The following is a 17,961-nucleotide window of genomic DNA, read 5'->3' as shown; positions in this document are numbered from 1 at the left end:
GAGGTACACGTCTTCCGTGGTCAGAGGGTGTTGACCCAGTTGGTCAGCAGGGCGGCGCCGGCGTCGCCGGACTTCTCGGGGTGGAACTGGGTGGCCCAGAGCGGGCCGTTCTCGATCGCCGCCACGAACGGCTGCCCGTGCGTGGCCCAGGTGACCAGCGGCGGGTTGATCCGCGCGCTGTGCGTCTCGAGTTCCCAGTGGCGCACCCCGTAGGAGTGGACGAAGTAGAAGCGGGCGTCCGCGTCCAGGCCGGCGAACATCCGGTTGCCCTCGGGGGCGTCCACGGTGTTCCAGCCCATGTGCGGGACGACCGGGGCCTCCAGCGGCTCCACGGTGCCCGGCCACTCGTCGCAGCCGGCGGTCTCCACCCCGTGCTCGACGCCCTTCTCGAAGAGGATCTGCATGCCCACGCAGATGCCCATGACCGGTCGGCCGCCGGCCAGCCGGCGCCCGACGATCCAGTCCCCGCGGACCGACTTCAGTCCGCGCATGCAGGCCTCGAAGGCGCCGACGCCGGGGACGAGCAGGCCGTCGGCGTCCATCGCCTTCCGGTAGTCGGAGGTGACGGTGACGGTGGCGCCGGTCCGCTCCAGGGCGCGCTGCGCCGAGCGGAGGTTGCCGGAGCCGTAGTCGAGCACCACGACGTTCTTGCCCATGTTCAGGTGTCCAGTCTTTCGTTCGCCGGTCTTCGTTCGCGCGGTTACAGGCGCATCAGGCCGGCGCCCAGGCACATGGCCGAGCCCAGCGCGAGGACGAGGATGACGCCCTTCGCCTGCTTCTGCTTCCAGAACGAGATCACGCCGCCGGCCAGGAAGAGCCCGACGAAGATGAGGATCATCGCGGTGTTGCTCACAGCGCACCCTTGGTCGACGGGAGGATGCCGGCCGCGCGCGGGTCGCGCTCGGCGGCGTAGCGCAGGGCCCGGGCCAGCGCCTTGAACTGGCACTCCACGATGTGGTGCGCGTTGCGCCCGTAGGGCACGTGGACGTGCAGGGCGATCCGGGCCTGGGCCACGAAGGACTCCAGGATGTGCCGGGTCATGGTGGTGTCGTAGGCGCCGATCATCGGCGCCATGTTCTCCGGCTCGGTGTGCACCAGGTAGGGGCGGCCGGAGAGGTCGACGGTCACCTGGGCGAGCGACTCGTCCAGCGGGACGGTGCAGTTGCCGAAGCGGTAGATGCCGACCTTGTCGCCGAGCGCCTGCCGGAAGGCCGCGCCCAGTGCGAGGGCGGTGTCCTCGATCGTGTGGTGGCTGTCGATGTGCAGGTCGCCGTCGGTCTTCACGGTCAGGTCGAAGAGGCCGTGGCGCCCGAGCTGGTCGAGCATGTGGTCGTAGAAGCCGACGCCCGTGGAGATGTCGGTCTTGCCGGTGCCGTCGAGGTCTATTTCGACCAGGACGGACGTCTCCTTGGTGGTGCGTTCGACGCGTCCGATGCGGGTCATACGGGGTTACAGCTCCTTGATCACTGAGGCGACGGCGGCCAGGAAGGCGTCGTTCTCGGCGGGGGTGCCGGCGGTGACGCGCAGCCACCCGGGGACGCCGTTGTCACGGACCAGGACGCCGTGGTCGAGGATGGCCTGCCAGACGGCGTGGGTGTCGGCGAAGCGGCCGAACTGGACGAAGTTGGCGTCCGAGTCGGTCACCTCGAGGCCGAGGCCGCGCAGGGCCCCGACCAGCCGGTCGCGCTCGTCCTTGAGCCGGCCGACGTAGCCGAGCAGGGTGTCGGTGTGCTCCAGGCAGGCCAGCGCGGTCGCCTGGGTGACGGCCGACAGGTGGTACGGCAGGCGCACCAGCTGGACCGCGTCCACCACCGCCGGGTCGGCGGCCAGGTAGCCCAGCCGCAGCCCGGCCGCGCCGAACGCCTTGGACATGGTGCGGGTGACCACCAGGTTGGGGCGGCCCGCGATCAGCGACAGCAGCGATTCGCGGTGCGAGAACTCGACGTACGCCTCGTCGACCACGACCAGGCCGGGCCGGGCGGCCTGCGCGGCCTCGTACAGCCGCAGCACGGTGTCGGCGGCGACGGCGGTCCCGGTCGGGTTGTTGGGCGAGCAGACGAACAGCACGTGCGGCCGGTGCTCGGCGATCGCCGCGGCGGCGGTGTCCGGGTCGACGGTGAAGTCGTCGTTGCGCGGGCCGGAGATCCAGTCGGTGCCGGTGCCCCGGGAGATCAGCGCGTGCATCGAGTACGAGGGCTCGAAGCCGAGCGCGGTGCGGCCGGGGCCGCCGAAGGTCTGGAGCAGCTGCTGCAGCACCTCGTTGGAGCCGTTGGCGGCCCAGACGTTCTCCCGGGCGACGGCGAAGCCGGTGGTCCGGGTCAGGTACCCGGCCAGGCCCTCGCGCAGCTCGACCGCGTCCCGGTCGGGGTAGCGGTTGAGGTGGCGGGCGGCCTCGGCGACCCGCTCGGCGATCCGGGCGACCAGCTCCTCGGGGAGCGGGTACGGGTTCTCGTTGGTGTTCAGCTGGACCGGGACGTCGAGCTGCGGGGCGCCGTAGGGCGACTGGCCGCGCAGCTCGTCCCGGACGGGGAGGTCGTCGATCGTGGTCACGTGCCGGGAACCGTCCACTCGTTCTGCCAATTCTTCTCGTCTCCGACGAACCGCGCCTTGATCGCGTCGCCGTGACCGGGCAGGTCCTCGGCGTCCGCCAGGGTGACCACGTGCGCGGCGATGCCGGCCAGCGCCTCGCGGTCGTACTCGACGACCTGCACGCCGCGCAGGAAGGTCTGCACGGACAGGCCCGCGGAGTGGCAGGCGCAGCCGCCGGTGGGCAGCACGTGGTTGGAACCGGCCGCGTAGTCGCCGAGCGAGACCGGGGTGTACCGGCCGATGAAGATCGCGCCCGCGTTGCGGACCTTCGCGGCGACCGCGTGCGGGTCCCGGGTCTGGATCTCCAGGTGCTCGGCCGCGTAGGCGTTGACGACGGCCAGGCCCTGCTCCACGTCGTCGACCAGGATGATGCCGGACTGCCGGCCGCCGAGGGCCTCGGCCACCCGCTCGCCGTGCTTGGTCCGGGCGACCTGGACCTTCAGCTCGGCCTCGACCGCGTCGGCGAGCGCCACCGAGGCGGTGACCAGCACCGAGCCCGAGGTCGGGCCGTGCTCGGCCTGGCTGATCAGGTCGGCGGCGACCTCCGCCGGGTCGGCGCTGTCGTCGGCGAGCACGGCGATCTCGGTCGGTCCGGCCTCGGAGTCGATGCCGATCCGGCCCGCGAAGTAGCGCTTGGCGGCGGCCACGTAGATGTTGCCGGGGCCGGTGACCATGTTCACCGGCTCGCACTCCTCGGTGCCGAGCGCGAACATCGCGACCGCCTGGGCACCGCCGACCGAGTACACCTCGGTGACGCCGAGCAGCGCGCACGCGGCCAGGATGGTCGGGTGCACCCGGCCGCCGAAGGCCTTCTGCGGCGGCGAGGTCACCGCGATCCCGGCGACGCCCGCCTCCTGGGCCGGCACCACGTTCATCACTACGGAGGACGGGTAGACGGCCAGACCGCCCGGCACGTACAGCCCGACCCGGTCCACCGGCACCCAGCGCTGGGTCACCGTGCCGCCGGGCACCACCTGGGTGGTGTGCCCCTCGCGGCGCTGGTCGGCGTGGACCAGCCGGGCCCGGCGGATCGACTCCTCCAGTGCGGCGCGCACCTTCGGCTCCAGCTCCGCGAGGGCCTCGGCGAGCTGCTCGGCCGGGACCCGGGTGGACTCCAGCCGCACGCCGTCGAAGCGTTCGGTGATCTCGATCAGCGCCGCGACCCCGCGATGATGCACGTCCTCGGCGATCGGGCGCACCTTCTCCAGGGCGGCCGCGACGTCGAAGTCGGCACGGGGCAGCAGGTCGCGCGGGTCGTCGAGCGAGCCGCGCAGATCGATTCGAGAGATCACGCCCCCAGTGTAAGGAGTGGCCGGAACCCGCGATCCCGCATTTCAGTCCGTGATACGAAGGGCGAGACAACCGGGGGACACGGGGGGCGGCATGGCGGAGCGGGCACCGGACGGCTGGACGGCGGCCGAGCAGGCACTGTGGCAGGCGTTCCGGCACGGCCGGACCCTCGACCTGCGCAGCGGCGACGCGGCGGCGGACGACCCGTTCGGCGAGGCCGTCTGGGACGCCCGCCGCACGGTCCGGGCCGAGGTGCTGTCCCGGCTGCTGCTGGACGGTCCCGGCCCCGTGCCCGGCCGGGTCGCCTCGCTGAAACTGACCGGCGCCCTGGTCACGGGGCCGCTGCGGCTGGCCGGCGGCACGATCGGGCACTACGTCGAGCTCCACGACTGCCGGTTCGACCAGAAGATCCTGATGTCCGAGGCCGAGGCCGGCACGCTGCGCTTCATCAACTGCCTCCTCCCCCGGCTGGAGGCCTCCCGGCTGGCCACCTCCGGCGACCTGCACCTGGCCCGCTGCCGAATACGCCAGGGGGTCCGGCTCACCGATGCCCGGATCGGCACCGACCTGCTGCTCAACCAGGCCGTGCTGGGCGGCGACCGGTTCGGCCGGGCGCTGTCCGCCGACGGCATCGCGGTGAACCAGGACTGCGAGGCCGACCGGCTCGCCACCGACGGCGAGGTCAGCCTGCGCACCGCCCGGATCGGCGGCCGGCTCTCGCTGCGCGGCGCCCAGCTGCGCGCCGTCCCGGGCAACCGCAACGCCCTCAACGCCGTCCGGCTCACCGTCGGCCACACGCTGTACCTGAGCGGCTCGGCCGACGGCGGCTGGTACGGCTCGCAGACCTACTACGGCTCCGGGTACGGCGAGGTGCCGCCGCCGGGCTCGCCGAGCACACCGTTCCGCGCCTTCGGCCAGGTCCGGCTGTCCGACGGCCGGTTCGAGAACGCCTGCCTGCTCTCCGACGCCGAGTTCCACCTCGACGGGGACGACGAGGTCACCCTGCGCCGGATCCAGACCCCGGAGCTGCGCTTCACCTGCCGCTTCCCGGCCGGCGGCACGGTCTCGCTGTCCCGGGCCCGGATCGGCAACCTGGTCGACGCCCCCGGCGCCTGGCCGCAGGGCGGCACGGTCCGGCTCACCGGCTTCACCTACGAGTGCCTGCGCCCGGCCGTGCCGTTCCCCACCCAGGAGCGGATCGCCTGGCTGGAGGGCGCCGCGGTGGAGTTCCAGCCCGAGTCCTACGAGCAGCTCGCCGCCGCGCTGCGCCGCGACGGCGCCGACGACGACGCCCGCGAGGTGCTGCACGCCAAGCAGCGGCGCCGCCGGCAGACCCTGCCGCTGCCGGCCCGGATCTGGGGCCGGGTCCAGGACGCCACGGTCGGCTACGGCTACCGGCCCGGCCGGGCCGCGCTCTGGCTGCTGCTCGCGTGGGCGCTCGGCAGCCTGTACTTCGCCACCCACCCGCTCCAGCCGCTGAAGGCCGACGAGCGGCCGCACTGGAACCCGGTGCTGTACGCGCTCGGCCAGCTGCTGCCGGTCGTCGACCTGGGCCAGGGCGGCTGGAACCCCGGCGGAGCCTCCCAGTGGGTCTCGGCGGGCCTGGTCGTCGTCGGCTGGGTGCTCGCCACCACCGTCGCCGCCGGCGCCAGCCGGATGCTCCAGCGCGGCTGACGCCCGCCGGGCCGGTAACCCCGGAGCGCTCGCGGCGTCCGGGGAACTACGCTGTCCGCCGTGACAGAACGGCTGCCGCTCTTCCCGCTGAACAACGTGCTCTACCCGGGCCTGGTCATGCCCCTGAACGTCTTCGAGGAGCGCTACCGCCGTCTCGTCGCCGATCTGCTCGACGGGCCCGAGGACCGCCCGCGCCGCTTCGGCGTGCTCGCCATCAAGGACGGCCGCGAGGTGGCCCCGGTCCGTCCCGAGGACGGACCGGCCGGTCCGCTGGACGGCCTCGGCACCGCCACCGGCGACCCGCTGGAGGCGCTGCACCACATCGGCTGCGTCGCGGACGTCACCTCCGTCCAGCCGCAGGCCGACGGCCGCTACGAACTGCTGGTCACCGGCACCACCCGGTTCCGGCTGCGCTCGGTCGACGTCGGCGGCCCGTACCTGGTCGGCGAGGCCGAACCGATCGAGGAGCGCACCGGCGAGGGCTCCGGGGCCCTGGCCGCCGAGGTCGAGCGCGCCTTCCGCACCTACCAGCGGCGGCTCGCCGGGGCCCGGGAGGCCAGCACCGTCGGCCGCCAGGAGCTGCCCGACGACCCGCAGGTGCTGTCCTACCTGGTCGCGGCCGCCGCCGTGCTGGAGGTCCCGCTCAAGCAGCGGCTGCTCGCCAGCCCGGACAACGCCCATCGGCTGCGGGCCGAACTCGAGCTGCTGCGCCGCGAGAGCGCGGTGCTCGGCTGGCTCCCCTCGCTGCCCGCCGTCAATCTGACCCGTCAGTCCTTCAGCCCCAACTGAACCGGCCCGGACCCACCGGCCCGGACCCAGCACCCGAACCCGCCCCGACCGACCACCGGAGGCCCCGTGGCCACGAAACCGAAGAAGGGCGGCCGGGGCACCCCCGCGACCGTCGCCCTGGAGACCGCCGGGGTGCCGTTCACGGTGCACGCCTACGAGCACGACCCGGCGGCCGCCTCGTACGGCGAGGAGGCCGCCGAGGCGCTCGGGGTGACCGCCGAGCGGGTCCTCAAGACCCTGGTCGCCGACGTGGACGGCGTGCTGACCGTGGGCGTGGTCCCGGTCTCCGGGCAGCTGGACCTCAAGGCGCTGGCCGCGGCGGTCGGCGGCAAGCGCGCCGGGATGGCCGACCCGGCCGCCGCCGAGCGCAGCAGCGGCTACGTCCGGGGCGGCATCTCCCCGCTCGGCCAGCGCCGGGCGCTGCGCACCGTCGTCGACGCGAGCGCGCTCGCCCACCCCACCGTCTACGTCTCCGCGGGGCGCCGGGGCCTGGAGGTCGAACTCTCCCCCGCGGACCTGGTCACCCTGACCGGGGCCCGCACCGCCCCCATCGCCCGCTGAGACGGGTCGCGCGGGCGGTCAGCCCTCCCGCCGGTCCCGCGGCGCGTCCTCCCACCGGTCCGCCCGGTCCGCCCGATCCGCTCCGCGGTCCTCCGGCGGGGCGGCCGGGTGCGCGGCCGGGTGCGCCGCGGGAAGGCCCGCGCCCTGGACCGGCGGCCCCGGGACCCAGTACGGCGGCGGGTCCTCCTCGCGCTTGCCGAACGCGGCCGACAGCGCCAGCAGCAGCACCATGGCGGCCATCGGCCACGCCAGCACCGCGCCGTACGCCCCGAGGTCGATGTCCGCCGAGAAGTGTCCGCCGTTGCCGACCCGCCGCGCCTGGGCGACCAGGTCCCGGCCCGGCCCGAGCCAGCGGCCGAGCCCCCACGCGCCGACCGAGGCCAGCAGTCCGCCGACCGCGAGCCCGGCCGCCACGGAGATCCCGCCGCCCCGCTTCCGGGTGAACAGGAACGCGCCCAGCGCGGTCAGGAGGCCCGCCCCCAGGCCGAGCAGCACGAAGACGCTGTCGGCCCCGGCCCGCTGCTCGCCCTCCGGGTCGGCGTAGAGGATCTTGTTGCCGTCCACCACCAGCGGCACCTTGGGCGCCAGCCAGACCCACAGCGCGCCCATCGCGACCCCGAGCACCAGACAGGCCAGCACGGTGGCCGCGCCGATCCTCAGCTCGGGCAGCAACCGCTGCGCGAGCGGCTCGGCCGACCGCTCCTTCCCGGCCGTCGGGTCCACCCCGGGCGGCAGCCCGTACAGCTCGGACGCGGGCCCGGGCGCGGCGTACGGATCACGGTCGGCGGCGTACGGGGCGGGCACGGCATCGGTGACACCGTCGGCGCGCGCGGGATCCGGAGGTGTGTTCGGTACGGTCACGCCCCCATCGTTTCACGCTCACGACCGCCGCGGCCCGGCCACCCACCCAACCGGCCGGGGGCCCGGGCGTGATCCACGGGCCAGGCCCGGCACAGGCCGGGGACGGTCGCGGGAGAGCCCTAGGGGTTGTCTGACAATTCCCGCCGCGCGCGCGACGCGAATTGTCAGACAACCCCTAGCGCCGGGTCGCCCGCCGGTACGCCCAGGTGGCCACGGCCAGCGAGACCACGCCCACCCCGGCGCACACCCCGAGGTCCGCGACCACCGCCGCCCAGTCGGGGCCCGGCCGGAACGTCCGGGCGAAGGCCTCCACCCCGTAGGTGGAGGGCAGCAGGTCGCGCAGCCACAGCACCGGCTGCGGCAGGTGGTCGACCGGCAGGACACCGAGCAGCAGCGCCGCCGACATGCCGAGCTGCCCCAGCATGGTGGCGATCTCCTGCCGGGGCGCGAGCAGCCCGCAGGCCGCGCCGAGCCCGGCCAGCGCCGCGCCGGCCAGCGGCACCACGGCGAGCAGCACCCACAGCTGCCCCAGCGGCAGCCCGAACATGACCGCGCCCGCGGCCGCCGTGACCAGCGCCCCCGGCAGGGTGAACGAGGCGAACGCGGCGGCCGCGCCGAGCACCACCGAGGCGGCCGGCACCGGCAGCGTCGCGTAGTGGTCCAGGCCGCCGCTGGCCCGCAGCCGCCCGAAGTACTGGGCGAGCAGGTTGAGCGCCACGAAGGCGACCACCAGCACGCTGGAGCCGGCCACCACGTACCGGGCGGCCGAGGTCTGCCCGGAGTCGACGACGCCGCGCATCATCACCAGGATGCCGAGCGACTGGAAGGTGGCCACGAACAGCAGCGGGATCCGCGCCACCCTGGCCCGGGCGAGCTGCGCCCGGTAGACGGCCGCGAGGGCGGGCAGCAGCCGGGCGGCGGGGGCGAGCGGGGCGGGTTCGCCGGCCGTGGCCGGGGTGGTCCGCGGCGGTGCCGAGAGCAGCGTCACTTGGCCAGTCCTCCGTGGCGGCCGCCCAGCTTGAGGTACGCGTCCTCGAGGCTCGGGGTGGCCAGGGTGAAGTCGTCCAGGGCGGCGAACGCCGGGCCGGTGGTGACGGCCGAGACCAGTTCGCGGGCCTGCTCGGGAGTGGTGCGGACGGTCCAGCGGCGGCCGGTGCGCTCGGCCCGCTCGGCCAGCGCCGCCACGGCGGGCACGCCCAGCGGCGCCTCGTCCCGCCAGACCAGGTCGAGCCGGACGTCGCCGTCGACGAGCGCCTTGAGCCCGCCGGGGGTGTCGCAGGCGATCACCCGGCCCTCGTCGATCACGGCGACCCGGTCCAGTACGGTCTCCGCCTCGATCACGTTGTGGGTGACCAGCAGCACGGTGGTGGAGCGTTCGGCCCGGCGGCGCTCGACCGCCGACCAGACGGCCCGCCGGGCGACCGGGTCCATGCCGGTGGTCGGCTCGTCGAGGACGAGCAGCGGCCGGTCGCCGACCAGGGTGGCGGCGAAGCAGGCGAGCCTGCGCTGGCCGCCGGACAGCTTGGCGAGCGGCCGGTGGGCGAGCGGTTCCAGGCCCAGTTCGGTGATCACCGCGTCCGTCGCCGCGCGGGCCTCGGTCCGGCCGAGGCCGCGCAGCCGCCCGGTGGTCTCGGCCGCGAGGGCGACGGTCAGCTCGTCGAGCGCGGTGGACTCCTGGCCGAGGTAGCCGAGCAGCCGGGCGGCCCGTTCGGGGTGCCGGACCACGTCGTGGCCGAGGATCTCGATGCTGCCGGAGTCGGGCCGCAGCAGGCCGGTGAGCTGGCGGACCAGGGTGGACTTGCCCGCGCCGTTGGGTCCGAGCAGGCCGAAGATCTCGCCCTGCCGGACGGTCATGGTGATGCCGTCGTTGGCCCGGACCGTCTCACCGCCGCCGCCCCGCCCGGCGCGGTACGTCCTCACCAGGTCGCGTACGGCGCAGCACGGCGCGGTGTCCTGGGGTGCCCGCCCGGCCGACTCGCTCACGACCGAAGACTCTACGCGGTGCGACCGGCGAACCGGACAACGGGGCCCGTTCCGCCCCGCTCCCCGCCGCCCCGCCTGCGGTCAGTCGTCGACCACGACCAGGTTCCCGCCGGGGACGCGGGCGGCGAGCTCCTTCCAGAACCCGGCCCGGATCGCGTACCGGTCGTGCTCGTCGATCTGGTCGTCCTTGTGCGCGAGCAGCCCGAACCGGGCGGCGTAGCGCAGCAGCTCGCCGTCGACCCGGTGCGGGATCCGGGGGTAGTCGGGCCACAGCACGGTGAGCCGTTCGACGTCGCCGGCCCGGCTGGTCCAGCGGCGGGCGAAGACCTGGCCGACCTCGTGGGCGTCGCCGCCGATGGAGGTGATGTCCTCCTCGCGGTCGGCCCAGCGCTGCTCGGCCGTGGTGAGCTGGGCGAGGGTGGGCAGGCCGTCCCCGGCGGTGACGGCGGGTTCCTGGGCGGGCCGCTCGATCCAGCCCCGGTCGGAGGACCAGCGCAGCACCGGGCCGGTCTGGTGGCGGTCGGCGGCGGTGGCCTGCCGGTCGGCGCTGCGCCCGGCGAGGTCCTTGGGGGTGGGGACGACCTTGAGCCCGACGGCGGTGGCCGGCTGGGCGCGTCCGTCGGGGGCAGGACCGGCGGCGGCCGCGGTGGCGACGGCCGCCGCGGGTGCCCCGGCGGCGGGACGGCCGGGCACCGGCCCGGCGGGCAGCGGGCCGGGCAGTCCGGCCGGCGGCGCGGCGGGCGGCGCGGCGAGGATCTTGGCGATGTCGTGCCGGGCGCCGGGGGCGGGGAAGACGCTGGAGGTGTCGCGCAGGCTGAACGATCCTTCGATCCACTCGCGGTCCAGCACCCGGCGTTCGTCGGCCTCGCCGACCAGGTCCTCGGACTGGTTGAAATCGCCGTCGGCGGCCTGGAGCGCCCAGAGGTGGACGACGACGCCGTGCTCCTTGGCGGACATCATGCCGGGCAGCAGGTCCCCGTCGCCGGTGATCAGCACGACGTCGGCGCAGGCCCGGTTGCGGGCGAGTTCGGAGAGTTCGGCGTGCATCGCGGCGTCGACGCCCTTCTGCACCCAGCGGCCCTCGGCCCGGGTGAGCGCGCCGAGCCGGACGGTGACCCGGGGCAGGACCCGCAGCCGCCGGTGCTCGGGCATCGGGCGGCGCTCGGGCGCGGCGTCGAACCAGTAGATCCGCAGCAGCGGGAGGCCGGTCTCGGCCTCGGCGCGTTCGCGCAGCGCGGCGATCAGCGCGATGTGGTCGACGGTGACCTTGGAGCGGGACGGGTCACCGGCGAGCAGGCTGGCGGCGGCGCCCAGCAGGTATCCGGCATCCACGAGGACGACACAGCGGTCCATCGCGCACCTCTTTCCGCTCGCCCTCGGGGTGGGGGCTCCGCCGGGCCGACGGTGCCGGGGTGGGCGCGCTCCGCCCGGCGGCCGGGCGGGGTGGGGTGAGGGGGTGCCCGCAGCCGCCCGATCGTTGGGTCACCTTTTCCCACTGACCCGCCCGCCGAACCTCGGGCTCCGCCGCTGTCCCGCGACAGGCCGAAGGGCCCCGTCCGGTCGTGGACGGAGCCCTTCGGCGCGATGCGGCAGGTCAGCCCCGGAGCTCGGCGGCGACCAGCTCGGCCAGCTGGACGGCGTTGAGCGCGGCGCCCTTGCGCAGGTTGTCGTTGGAGACGAACAGCGACAGGCCGTTCTCGACCGTCTCGTCGACCCGGATCCGGCCGACGTAGCTCGGGTCCCGGCCGGCGGCCTGGAGCGGGGTGGGGATCTCGCTCAGCTCGACGCCGGGGGCGCCGGTGAGCAGCTCGACCGCGCGCTCGGGGCTGATCGGGCGCTCGAAGCGGGCGTTGATCTGCAGCGAGTGGCCGGAGAAGACCGGCACGCGCACGCAGGTGCCGGCCACCTTGAGCCCGGGGATGCCGAGGATCTTGCGGCTCTCGTGGCGGAGCTTCTGCTCCTCGTCGGTCTCGTTGGAGCCGTCCTCGACGATCGAGCCGGCCAGCGGGACGACGTTGAAGGCGATCGGGCGCTTGTAGACCTGGGGCTCGGGGAAGTCCACCGCGGAGCCGTCGTGGGCGAGCGCGGCGGCGCTGTCGACGACCTTGGCGGCCTGGCCGTGGAGTTCGGCCACGCCGGCCACGCCGCTGCCGGAGACGGCCTGGTAGGTGGAGACGACCAGGGCGGCGAGGCCGGCCTCCTCGTGCAGCGGGCGCAGCACGGGCATGGCCGCCATGGTGGTGCAGTTCGGGTTGGCGACGATGCCCTTGGGGCGGTCGGCGAGGGCCTGCGGGTTGACCTCGGAGACGACCAGCGGGACCTCGGGGTCGCGGCGCCAGGCGGAGGAGTTGTCGATGACGACGGCGCCCGCGGCGGCGGCCTTGGGGGCGAGCTCCTTGGAGGTGGAGCCGCCGGCGGAGAAGATCACGATGTCCAGGCCGGTGTAGTCGGCCGTGGCCGCGTCCTCGACGGTGATCTCGGTGCCCTGCCAGGGCAGGGTGCGCCCGGCCGAACGGGCCGAGGCGAACAGCCGCAGCTGCTCCACCGGGCCGACGCCGCCCGGGAGGCCCGCGCGCTCCGCCAGGATCTCGCGGACCACGCCGCCGACCTGACCGGTGGCCCCGACAATGCCGATCTTCATCCGTCTGCTCCTCTTGATGTCGCCGTTCGATGTCGCCGTTCACGGCCGCACTCCGCCCATCATGCCTTGTCACGGGCGCCGGACGGCCGGACATTCCATCCTGTGGTCCTCAGTGGTCCAGACCACTGAGGAGTTCCAGCACCCGCTCGACCGCCGCCGGACCGGCCGGCAGCAGCGGCAGCCGCACGTCCGGGGTCGGGATCCGCCCCTGCGCGTGCAGCACCCCCTTGACCACCGCCGGGTTCGGCGCCGCGAAGGCCGCCACCGCCAGCCCGGCCAGCCGGTGGCCCAGCGCCCTGGCCCGGGCCGCGTCCCCGGCCCGCCACGCCTCGGCCAGCTCGACCCAGCGCGCGGTGGCGAGGTGGGCGGAGGCCAGGACGCCGCCGGCCGCGCCCAGCGCGAGCAGCGGCGCCAGCACCGCGTCGTCCCCGCCCAGCACCGAGAACCCGGCCGGGGCGGAGGCCAGCAGCTCCACCGCCGCCTGGTCCACCCCGCCGGTGGCGTACTTCACACCCACCACCCCGGGCAGCGCGGCCAGTTCCAGCAGCGCGGCGCCCGACAGCTCCTGCCCGGTCCGGTACGGGATGTGGTAGAAGACCAGCGGCACCGAACTGGCCTCGGCCAGCGCCCGGAAGTGCGCCACGGTGCCCGCCTCCCCCGGCCGGACGAACGACGGCACGGTGACCAGCGCACCCGCCGCCCCCGGCACCCGTTCGGCCAGCCCGGCCAGCTCCTCGGCGGCCGCGGCGGTGCCCGGCCCGCCCGCCCCGACCAGCAGCGGCACGTCCCGGTCGGCGCAGACCGCCGCGCAGACCCCGATCACCGCCCGCCGCTCGTCCGCGGTCAGCGTGGCCGGCTCGCCGGTGGTGCCGAGCGCGACCAGACCGGACGCGCCCTCGTCCAGCAGCGAGCCGGCCAGCTTCTCCAGCGCGTCCAGCGCCACCGAGCCGTCGGCCGCGAAGGGGGTGACCAGGGGGACGAGAATGCCCTTGAGTTCCATGCCCACGATCCTGCGGCCGGGTGATCCCCCGGGTCCAGTTCATGTTTCCGACGCTTCTCGTAAGCTGGGCCGATGCTCGACGTCCGACGCCTGCGCCTGCTGCGCGAACTCGCCCACCTCGGCACCATCGCCGCCGTCGCCGAGGCGCTCAGCTTCAGCCCCTCGGCGGTGTCCCAGCAGCTGTCCGTCCTGGAGAAGGAGGCCGGTGTCCCGCTGCTCGAACGCACCGGCCGCCGGGTCGTCCTCACCCCCGCCGGACGCAACCTGGTCCGGCACGCCGAGGCCGTGCTCGAACGGCTGGAGCAGGCGGGCGCCGAACTCGCCCACGCCCGCGAGGGCCTGGCCGGCCCGCTGCGGATCGGCACCTACCCGTCGGCGGCCCGCGCCATCGTCCCGGCCGTGCTCGCCGAACTCGCCGGCTGGCACCCGGGGCTGGAGCCGATGGTCACCGAGGTGGACCCGGCCGAGGTCGCGGCGGCGCTGCGGGCCGGCGAACTCGACGTCGCCCTGGTCCACGAGTACGACCTGGTCCCGGCCGACCCGGAACCCGGCCTGGCGACGACCCGGCCCGTCTTCACCGAACCGATGTACCTCGCCGCCCGCGCCCCCGGCACCGTCGCCGACCAGCGCGCCGAACCGTGGATCCTCTCCCCGCCCGGCACCCTGTGCCACAGCATGGCCGTCCGGGCCTGCGAGAGCGCCGGGTTCGCGCCCCGGATCAGGCACCGGATCGACGACTTCGCCACCGTGCTCGCCCTGGTGGCGGCCGGTCAGGGCGTGGCGCTGGTCCCCCACCTCGGCATCGACCGGCCCCCGCCCGGGGTCGTCCTCACCCGGCTGCCGATGTACCGCCGCACCCGCGCCGCCTTCCGCGCCGGCGCCGGGGCCCACCCGGCGGTCTCCGCCTTCGTCTCCGCCCTGCACACCGCCGTCCCGGCCCCGCTGCGCAACTCCGCCTGACGGGGCGCCGGGGCCTGACGGGGGCGCCCGGTCCGGGCGCCCCCGCCGGCGGCGTCAGCCCCCCGTGCCGGCGGCCGCGTTGGCCGCCAGACAGCTCGGCCCGAGCAGCTGCTTGAGGTCGCCGAACAGCGCCGGGTCCGACTTCACCCGGTGCCGGTCCAGCCGCAGCAGCGTCGTCCGGTGCTCCTCCTCCAGCCGGACCCGGACCTCCGTCGTCCCCCGGTGGCTGCTCAGCACCTCGCCGAGCCGCGCCACCAGCGGCGGCGTCACCTTGCCGTCCGGGATGATGATGACGATCGGCGGCTCGGCGTGCGCGTTCGACAGGTCGGGGGCGCTCAGTTCCATCCCCATCAGCCGCGGCACGTCCTCCCGCTTGTCCACCTTGCCCCGGACGAACACCACCGCGTCCTCGACCAGTTGCGCGGACACCAGCTGGTAGCTGGCCGGGAAGAACATGCAGTCGATCGAGCCCGCGAGGTCCTCGACCGTCGCGATCGCCCAGGCGTTGCCCTGCTTGGTCATCTTCCGCTGGAGGCCCGAGATGATGCCGCCGATGGTGACGATCGTCCCGTCCGGCCGCTCGGCGAGCTCCGCCACCGCGCAGTCCGCCTTCTCCGCGAGCACGTGCTCGATGCCGTGCAGCGGGTGCGAGGAGACGTACAGGCCCAGCATCTCCCGCTCCTGGGCGAGCAGGAAGGACTTCTCCCACTCCTCCTCGGAGAAGACCACGTCCAGCCCGAAGGTCGGCTCGTCGCTGGTCGCGTCACCGCCGAAGAGGTCGAACTGCCCCTCCGCCTCCTTGCGCTTGATGCCCACCACGTTGTCGATCATCGGCTCGAACTCCGCGCTCAGGCCCTTGCGGGTGTGCCCGAGCGAGTCGAAAGCGCCGGCCTTGATCAGCGACTCGACGGTCCGCTTGTTGCAGACCACCGACTCCACCTTGTCCAGGAAGTCCGGGAAGGAGGCGAACTTCCCCTTGGCCCTCCTGGTCCGGATCATCGACTCCACGACCGGCCCGCCGACGTTGCGGATGGCGGTCAGGCCGAACCGGACCAGGGTGTCCCCGTGCGGCGTGAAGTCGGAGTCCGACTCGTTGACGTCCGGCGGGAGCACCTGGATGCCCATCTTGCGGCACTCGTTGAGGTAGACCGCCGACTTGTCCTTGTCGTCCTTGACCGAGGTCAGCAGGCCCGACATGTACTCGGCCGGGTAGTTGGCCTTGAGGTACGCCGTCCAGTACGAGACCAGCCCGTACCCCGCCGTGTGCGCCTTGTTGAACGCGTAGCCGGAGAAGGGGACGAGGACGTCCCACACCGCCTGGATCGCCGCGTCCGAGTAGCCGCGCTCCCGGCAGCCCTTCTGGAACGGGACGAACTCCGCCTCCAGGATCTCCTTCTTCTTCTTGCCCATCGCCCGGCGCAGCAGGTCGGCCTGGCCGAGCGAGTACCCGGCGAGGATCTGCGCCGCCTTCTGCACCTGCTCCTGGTAGACGATCAGGCCGTAGGTGGGCCGGAGCACCTCCTCCAGGGGAGCCTCCAGCTCCCGGTGGATCGGGGTGATCTCCTGCTGGCCGTTCTTGCGCAGCGCGTAGTTGGTGTGCGAGTTGACGCCCATCGGGCCCGGCCGGTACAGCGCCAGTACGGCGGAGATGTCCTCGAAGTTGTCCGGCTTCATCAGCCGCAGCAGCGAGCGCATCGGGCCGCCGTCGAGCTGGAAGACACCCAGCGTGTCGCCCCGGGCCAGCAGTTCGTAGGTCGGCTTGTCGTCCAGGGGCAGCTCGAGGAGGTTGATCCTGACGCCCTTGTTCTTCTCGATCGCCTTGACGGCATCGTCCATGATCGTCAGGTTGCGCAGGCCGAGGAAGTCCATCTTGAGAAGGCCGAGGCCCTCGCAGGTGGGGTAGTCGAACTGCGTGATGGTGACGCCGTCGGTGTGCCGGGTCCAGACCGGGATGTGGTCGGTCAGCGGCTCGGCGGACATGATGACGCCCGCCGCGTGCACACCGGGCTGGCGGATCAGGCCCTCGATGCCGCGCGCGGTGTCGATCACCTTCCGCACGTCGGGGTCGTTCTCGTACAGCCCGCGGATCTCGCCGGCCTCGCTGTAGCGCGGGTGGCTGCTGTCCGTGATGCCGGACAGCGGGATGCCCTTGCCCATGACGTCCGGCGGCATCGCCTTGGTGATCCGGTCACCCATCGCGTAGGGGTAGCCGAGGACCCGCGAGGAGTCCTTGATGGCGGCCTTCGCCTTGATGGTGCCGTAGGTGACGATCATGGCGACCTTGTCGGATCCCCACTTCTCGGTCACGTACCGGATCACGTCACCGCGCCGGCGCTCGTCGAAGTCGATGTCGACATCGGGCATGGAGACGCGCTCGGGGTTGAGGAAGCGCTCGAAGATCAGGCCGTGCGGGATCGGGTCGAGGTCGGTGATGCCCATCGCGTAGGCGACCAGCGAACCGGCCGCCGAACCGCGGCCGGGGCCCACCGCGATGCCCTGCCCCTTGGCCCACATGATGAAGTCCGCGACCACGAGGAAGTACGCCGGGAACCCCATCTGCACGATGGTGTCCATCTCGTACTCGGCGAGCTTGCGGTGCTCGTCGTCGTACCCGTTCGGGAAGCGCCACTCCATGCCCTGCCACACCTGGGACCGGAAGAAGTCCGCCTCGGAGTCGAAGCCCTCCGGGATCGGGAAGCGCGGCATCAGGTTGCGGAACTCGAACATGCCCGCGGTGTCCACCCGCTCGGCCACCAGCAGTTGGCTGTTGCGGCAGCCCTCCTGCCAGGCGTCGGACCCGTCCAGCGCGTACATCTCGGCGGCCGACTTGATGTAGTAGCCGGTGCCGTCGAACCGGAAGCGGTCCGGGTCGGAGAGGTTCTTCCCGGTCTGCACGCAGAGCAGCAGGTCGTGGGCGCCCGCGTCGGCCTCGGTGGTGTAGTGCGAGTCGTTGGTGACCACCGGCGGGATGCCGAGCCTGCGCCCGATCTCGATCAGCCCGTCCCGGACCCGCTTCTCGATGTCGAGGCCGTGGTCCATCAGCTCCAGGAAGTAGTTCTCCCTGCCGAAGATCTCCTGGTACTCGCCGGCCGACCGCAGCGCCTCGTCGAACTGCCCGAGGCGCAGCCGGGTCTGCACCTCGCCGGACGGACAGCCGGTGGTCGCCATCAGACCGCCGGACAGCTCGGAGATCAGCTCCTTGTCCATCCGCGGCCACTTGACCAGCCAGCCCTCGGAGTACGAGCGCGAGGTCAGCTTGAAGAGGTTGTGCAGGCCCTCCTTGTTCCGGGCCCAGATCGTCTTGTGGGTGTAGGCACCGGACGCCGAGACGTCGTCCTTCTTCTGGTGCGGCTGGCCCCACAGGATCCGCTTGGTGTTCGAACGGGACTCCGGGGCGACGTACGCCTCGATGCCGATCACCGGGGTGATGCCCGCGTCGGTGGCCTGCCGGTGGAACTCGGCGGCGCCGTACATGTTGCCGTGGTCGGTCATCGCGACATGGGTCTGCCCGAGCCGCTCGACCTCCTTGAACATCTGCTTCAGCCGGGCTGCGCCGTCCAGCATCGAGTACTCGGTGTGGACGTGCAGGTGCGCGAACGGCTGATCGCTCAAG

Annotated in this window: 16 protein-coding genes; 4 read left to right on the top strand and 12 right to left on the bottom strand. The window is 73.7% G+C overall.

From position 1 onward, the window contains the following. Nucleotides 1-20 precede the first annotated feature (20 nt). The 5 genes from hisH to hisD are packed head-to-tail and all read right to left on the bottom strand — an operon-like array spanning nt 21 to nt 3,881. A complete protein-coding gene (gene hisH / locus ACIPYS_RS02485; RefSeq protein ID WP_093862397.1) occupies nt 21-656 on the bottom strand; it encodes an imidazole glycerol phosphate synthase subunit HisH in 636 nt (211 codons plus the stop codon). A gap of 44 nt (nt 657-700) precedes the next feature. Then, entirely contained in the window at nt 701-838 is a 138-nt protein-coding gene (locus ACIPYS_RS02480) for a hypothetical protein (RefSeq protein WP_037778773.1), read from the bottom strand. A gap of 11 nt (nt 839-849) precedes the next feature. Further along, the gene (hisB, locus tag ACIPYS_RS02475; protein WP_093862396.1) at nt 850-1,443 is read right to left on the bottom strand and encodes an imidazoleglycerol-phosphate dehydratase HisB; all 594 of its coding nucleotides are present in this window, start codon (nt 1,441-1,443) and stop codon (nt 850-852) included. Nucleotides 1,444-1,449: 6 nt separating this feature from the next. Then, on the bottom strand, nt 1,450-2,550 hold the full coding sequence (locus ACIPYS_RS02470; RefSeq protein WP_093865181.1) for a histidinol-phosphate transaminase: 1,101 nt from the start codon (nt 2,548-2,550) through the stop codon (nt 1,450-1,452). Further along, nucleotides 2,547-3,881, bottom strand: a complete 1,335-nt coding sequence (gene hisD / locus ACIPYS_RS02465) for a histidinol dehydrogenase (RefSeq protein WP_093862395.1) — start codon at nt 3,879-3,881, stop codon at nt 2,547-2,549. Before hisD ends, ACIPYS_RS02470 begins: the two co-directional genes overlap by 4 nt. Nucleotides 3,882-3,972: 91 nt before the next feature. Here hisD and ACIPYS_RS02460 point away from each other — a divergent pair, with 91 nt between their 5' ends. From ACIPYS_RS02460 to ybaK, 3 genes are all read left to right on the top strand, one after another. Then, nucleotides 3,973-5,553 (top strand): oxidoreductase, encoded by a 1,581-nt coding sequence (locus ACIPYS_RS02460; protein WP_400742106.1) that lies wholly within the window; start codon nt 3,973-3,975, stop codon nt 5,551-5,553. Nucleotides 5,554-5,604: 51 nt separating this feature from the next. Beyond that, entirely contained in the window at nt 5,605-6,342 is a 738-nt protein-coding gene (locus ACIPYS_RS02455) for an LON peptidase substrate-binding domain-containing protein (protein WP_400742835.1), read from the top strand. 66 nt (nt 6,343-6,408) lie between these two features. Next, nucleotides 6,409-6,903 carry a Cys-tRNA(Pro) deacylase gene (gene ybaK, locus ACIPYS_RS02450; protein WP_400742103.1) on the top strand — a complete coding sequence of 165 codons (495 nt, stop codon included), beginning with the start codon at nt 6,409-6,411 and terminating at the stop codon, nt 6,901-6,903. An 18-nt stretch (nt 6,904-6,921) separates the two neighbouring features. Here the strand turns inward: ybaK and ACIPYS_RS02445 are convergent, their stop codons facing one another. The 6 genes from ACIPYS_RS02445 to ACIPYS_RS02420 form a co-directional block, all read right to left on the bottom strand. After that, nucleotides 6,922-7,764 carry an ABC transporter permease gene (locus tag ACIPYS_RS02445; RefSeq protein ID WP_400742100.1) on the bottom strand — a complete coding sequence of 281 codons (843 nt, stop codon included), beginning with the start codon at nt 7,762-7,764 and terminating at the stop codon, nt 6,922-6,924. 175 nt (nt 7,765-7,939) lie between these two features. Further along, on the bottom strand, nt 7,940-8,752 hold the full coding sequence (locus tag ACIPYS_RS02440; protein WP_400742097.1) for an ABC transporter permease: 813 nt from the start codon (nt 8,750-8,752) through the stop codon (nt 7,940-7,942). Next, nucleotides 8,749-9,747 (bottom strand): ABC transporter ATP-binding protein, encoded by a 999-nt coding sequence (locus tag ACIPYS_RS02435; RefSeq protein ID WP_400742094.1) that lies wholly within the window; start codon nt 9,745-9,747, stop codon nt 8,749-8,751. The genes ACIPYS_RS02440 and ACIPYS_RS02435 overlap by 4 nt, the downstream gene beginning before the upstream one ends. An 81-nt stretch (nt 9,748-9,828) precedes the next feature. After that, on the bottom strand, nt 9,829-11,100 hold the full coding sequence (locus ACIPYS_RS02430) for an NYN domain-containing protein (protein WP_400742092.1): 1,272 nt from the start codon (nt 11,098-11,100) through the stop codon (nt 9,829-9,831). Between the two features lie 241 nt (nt 11,101-11,341). Further along, on the bottom strand, nt 11,342-12,388 hold the full coding sequence (locus ACIPYS_RS02425) for an aspartate-semialdehyde dehydrogenase (protein ID WP_093862388.1): 1,047 nt from the start codon (nt 12,386-12,388) through the stop codon (nt 11,342-11,344). A 109-nt stretch (nt 12,389-12,497) separates the two neighbouring features. Continuing rightward, nucleotides 12,498-13,388 carry a dihydrodipicolinate synthase family protein gene (locus tag ACIPYS_RS02420; protein ID WP_093862387.1) on the bottom strand — a complete coding sequence of 297 codons (891 nt, stop codon included), beginning with the start codon at nt 13,386-13,388 and terminating at the stop codon, nt 12,498-12,500. Between the two features lie 72 nt (nt 13,389-13,460). On the opposite strand from ACIPYS_RS02420, the gene ACIPYS_RS02415 reads away from it, so the two are divergent. Continuing rightward, nucleotides 13,461-14,348 carry a LysR family transcriptional regulator gene (locus ACIPYS_RS02415; RefSeq protein ID WP_400742088.1) on the top strand — a complete coding sequence of 296 codons (888 nt, stop codon included), beginning with the start codon at nt 13,461-13,463 and terminating at the stop codon, nt 14,346-14,348. Between the two features lie 54 nt (nt 14,349-14,402). On the opposite strand, the gene dnaE is transcribed toward ACIPYS_RS02415, so the two are convergent. Beyond that, nucleotides 14,403-17,960, bottom strand: a complete 3,558-nt coding sequence (gene dnaE, locus ACIPYS_RS02410) for a DNA polymerase III subunit alpha (protein ID WP_093862385.1) — start codon at nt 17,958-17,960, stop codon at nt 14,403-14,405. Nucleotide 17,961: the final 1 nt, after the last annotated feature.

Origin of the sequence: Kitasatospora sp. NPDC089913 (assembly GCF_044748625.1) — a bacterium.
Lineage (GTDB): Bacteria > Actinomycetota > Actinomycetes > Streptomycetales > Streptomycetaceae > Kitasatospora.
Note: the sequence above shows the minus strand (reverse complement) of the source record. Positions and strands in the feature narration are given on the sequence as shown.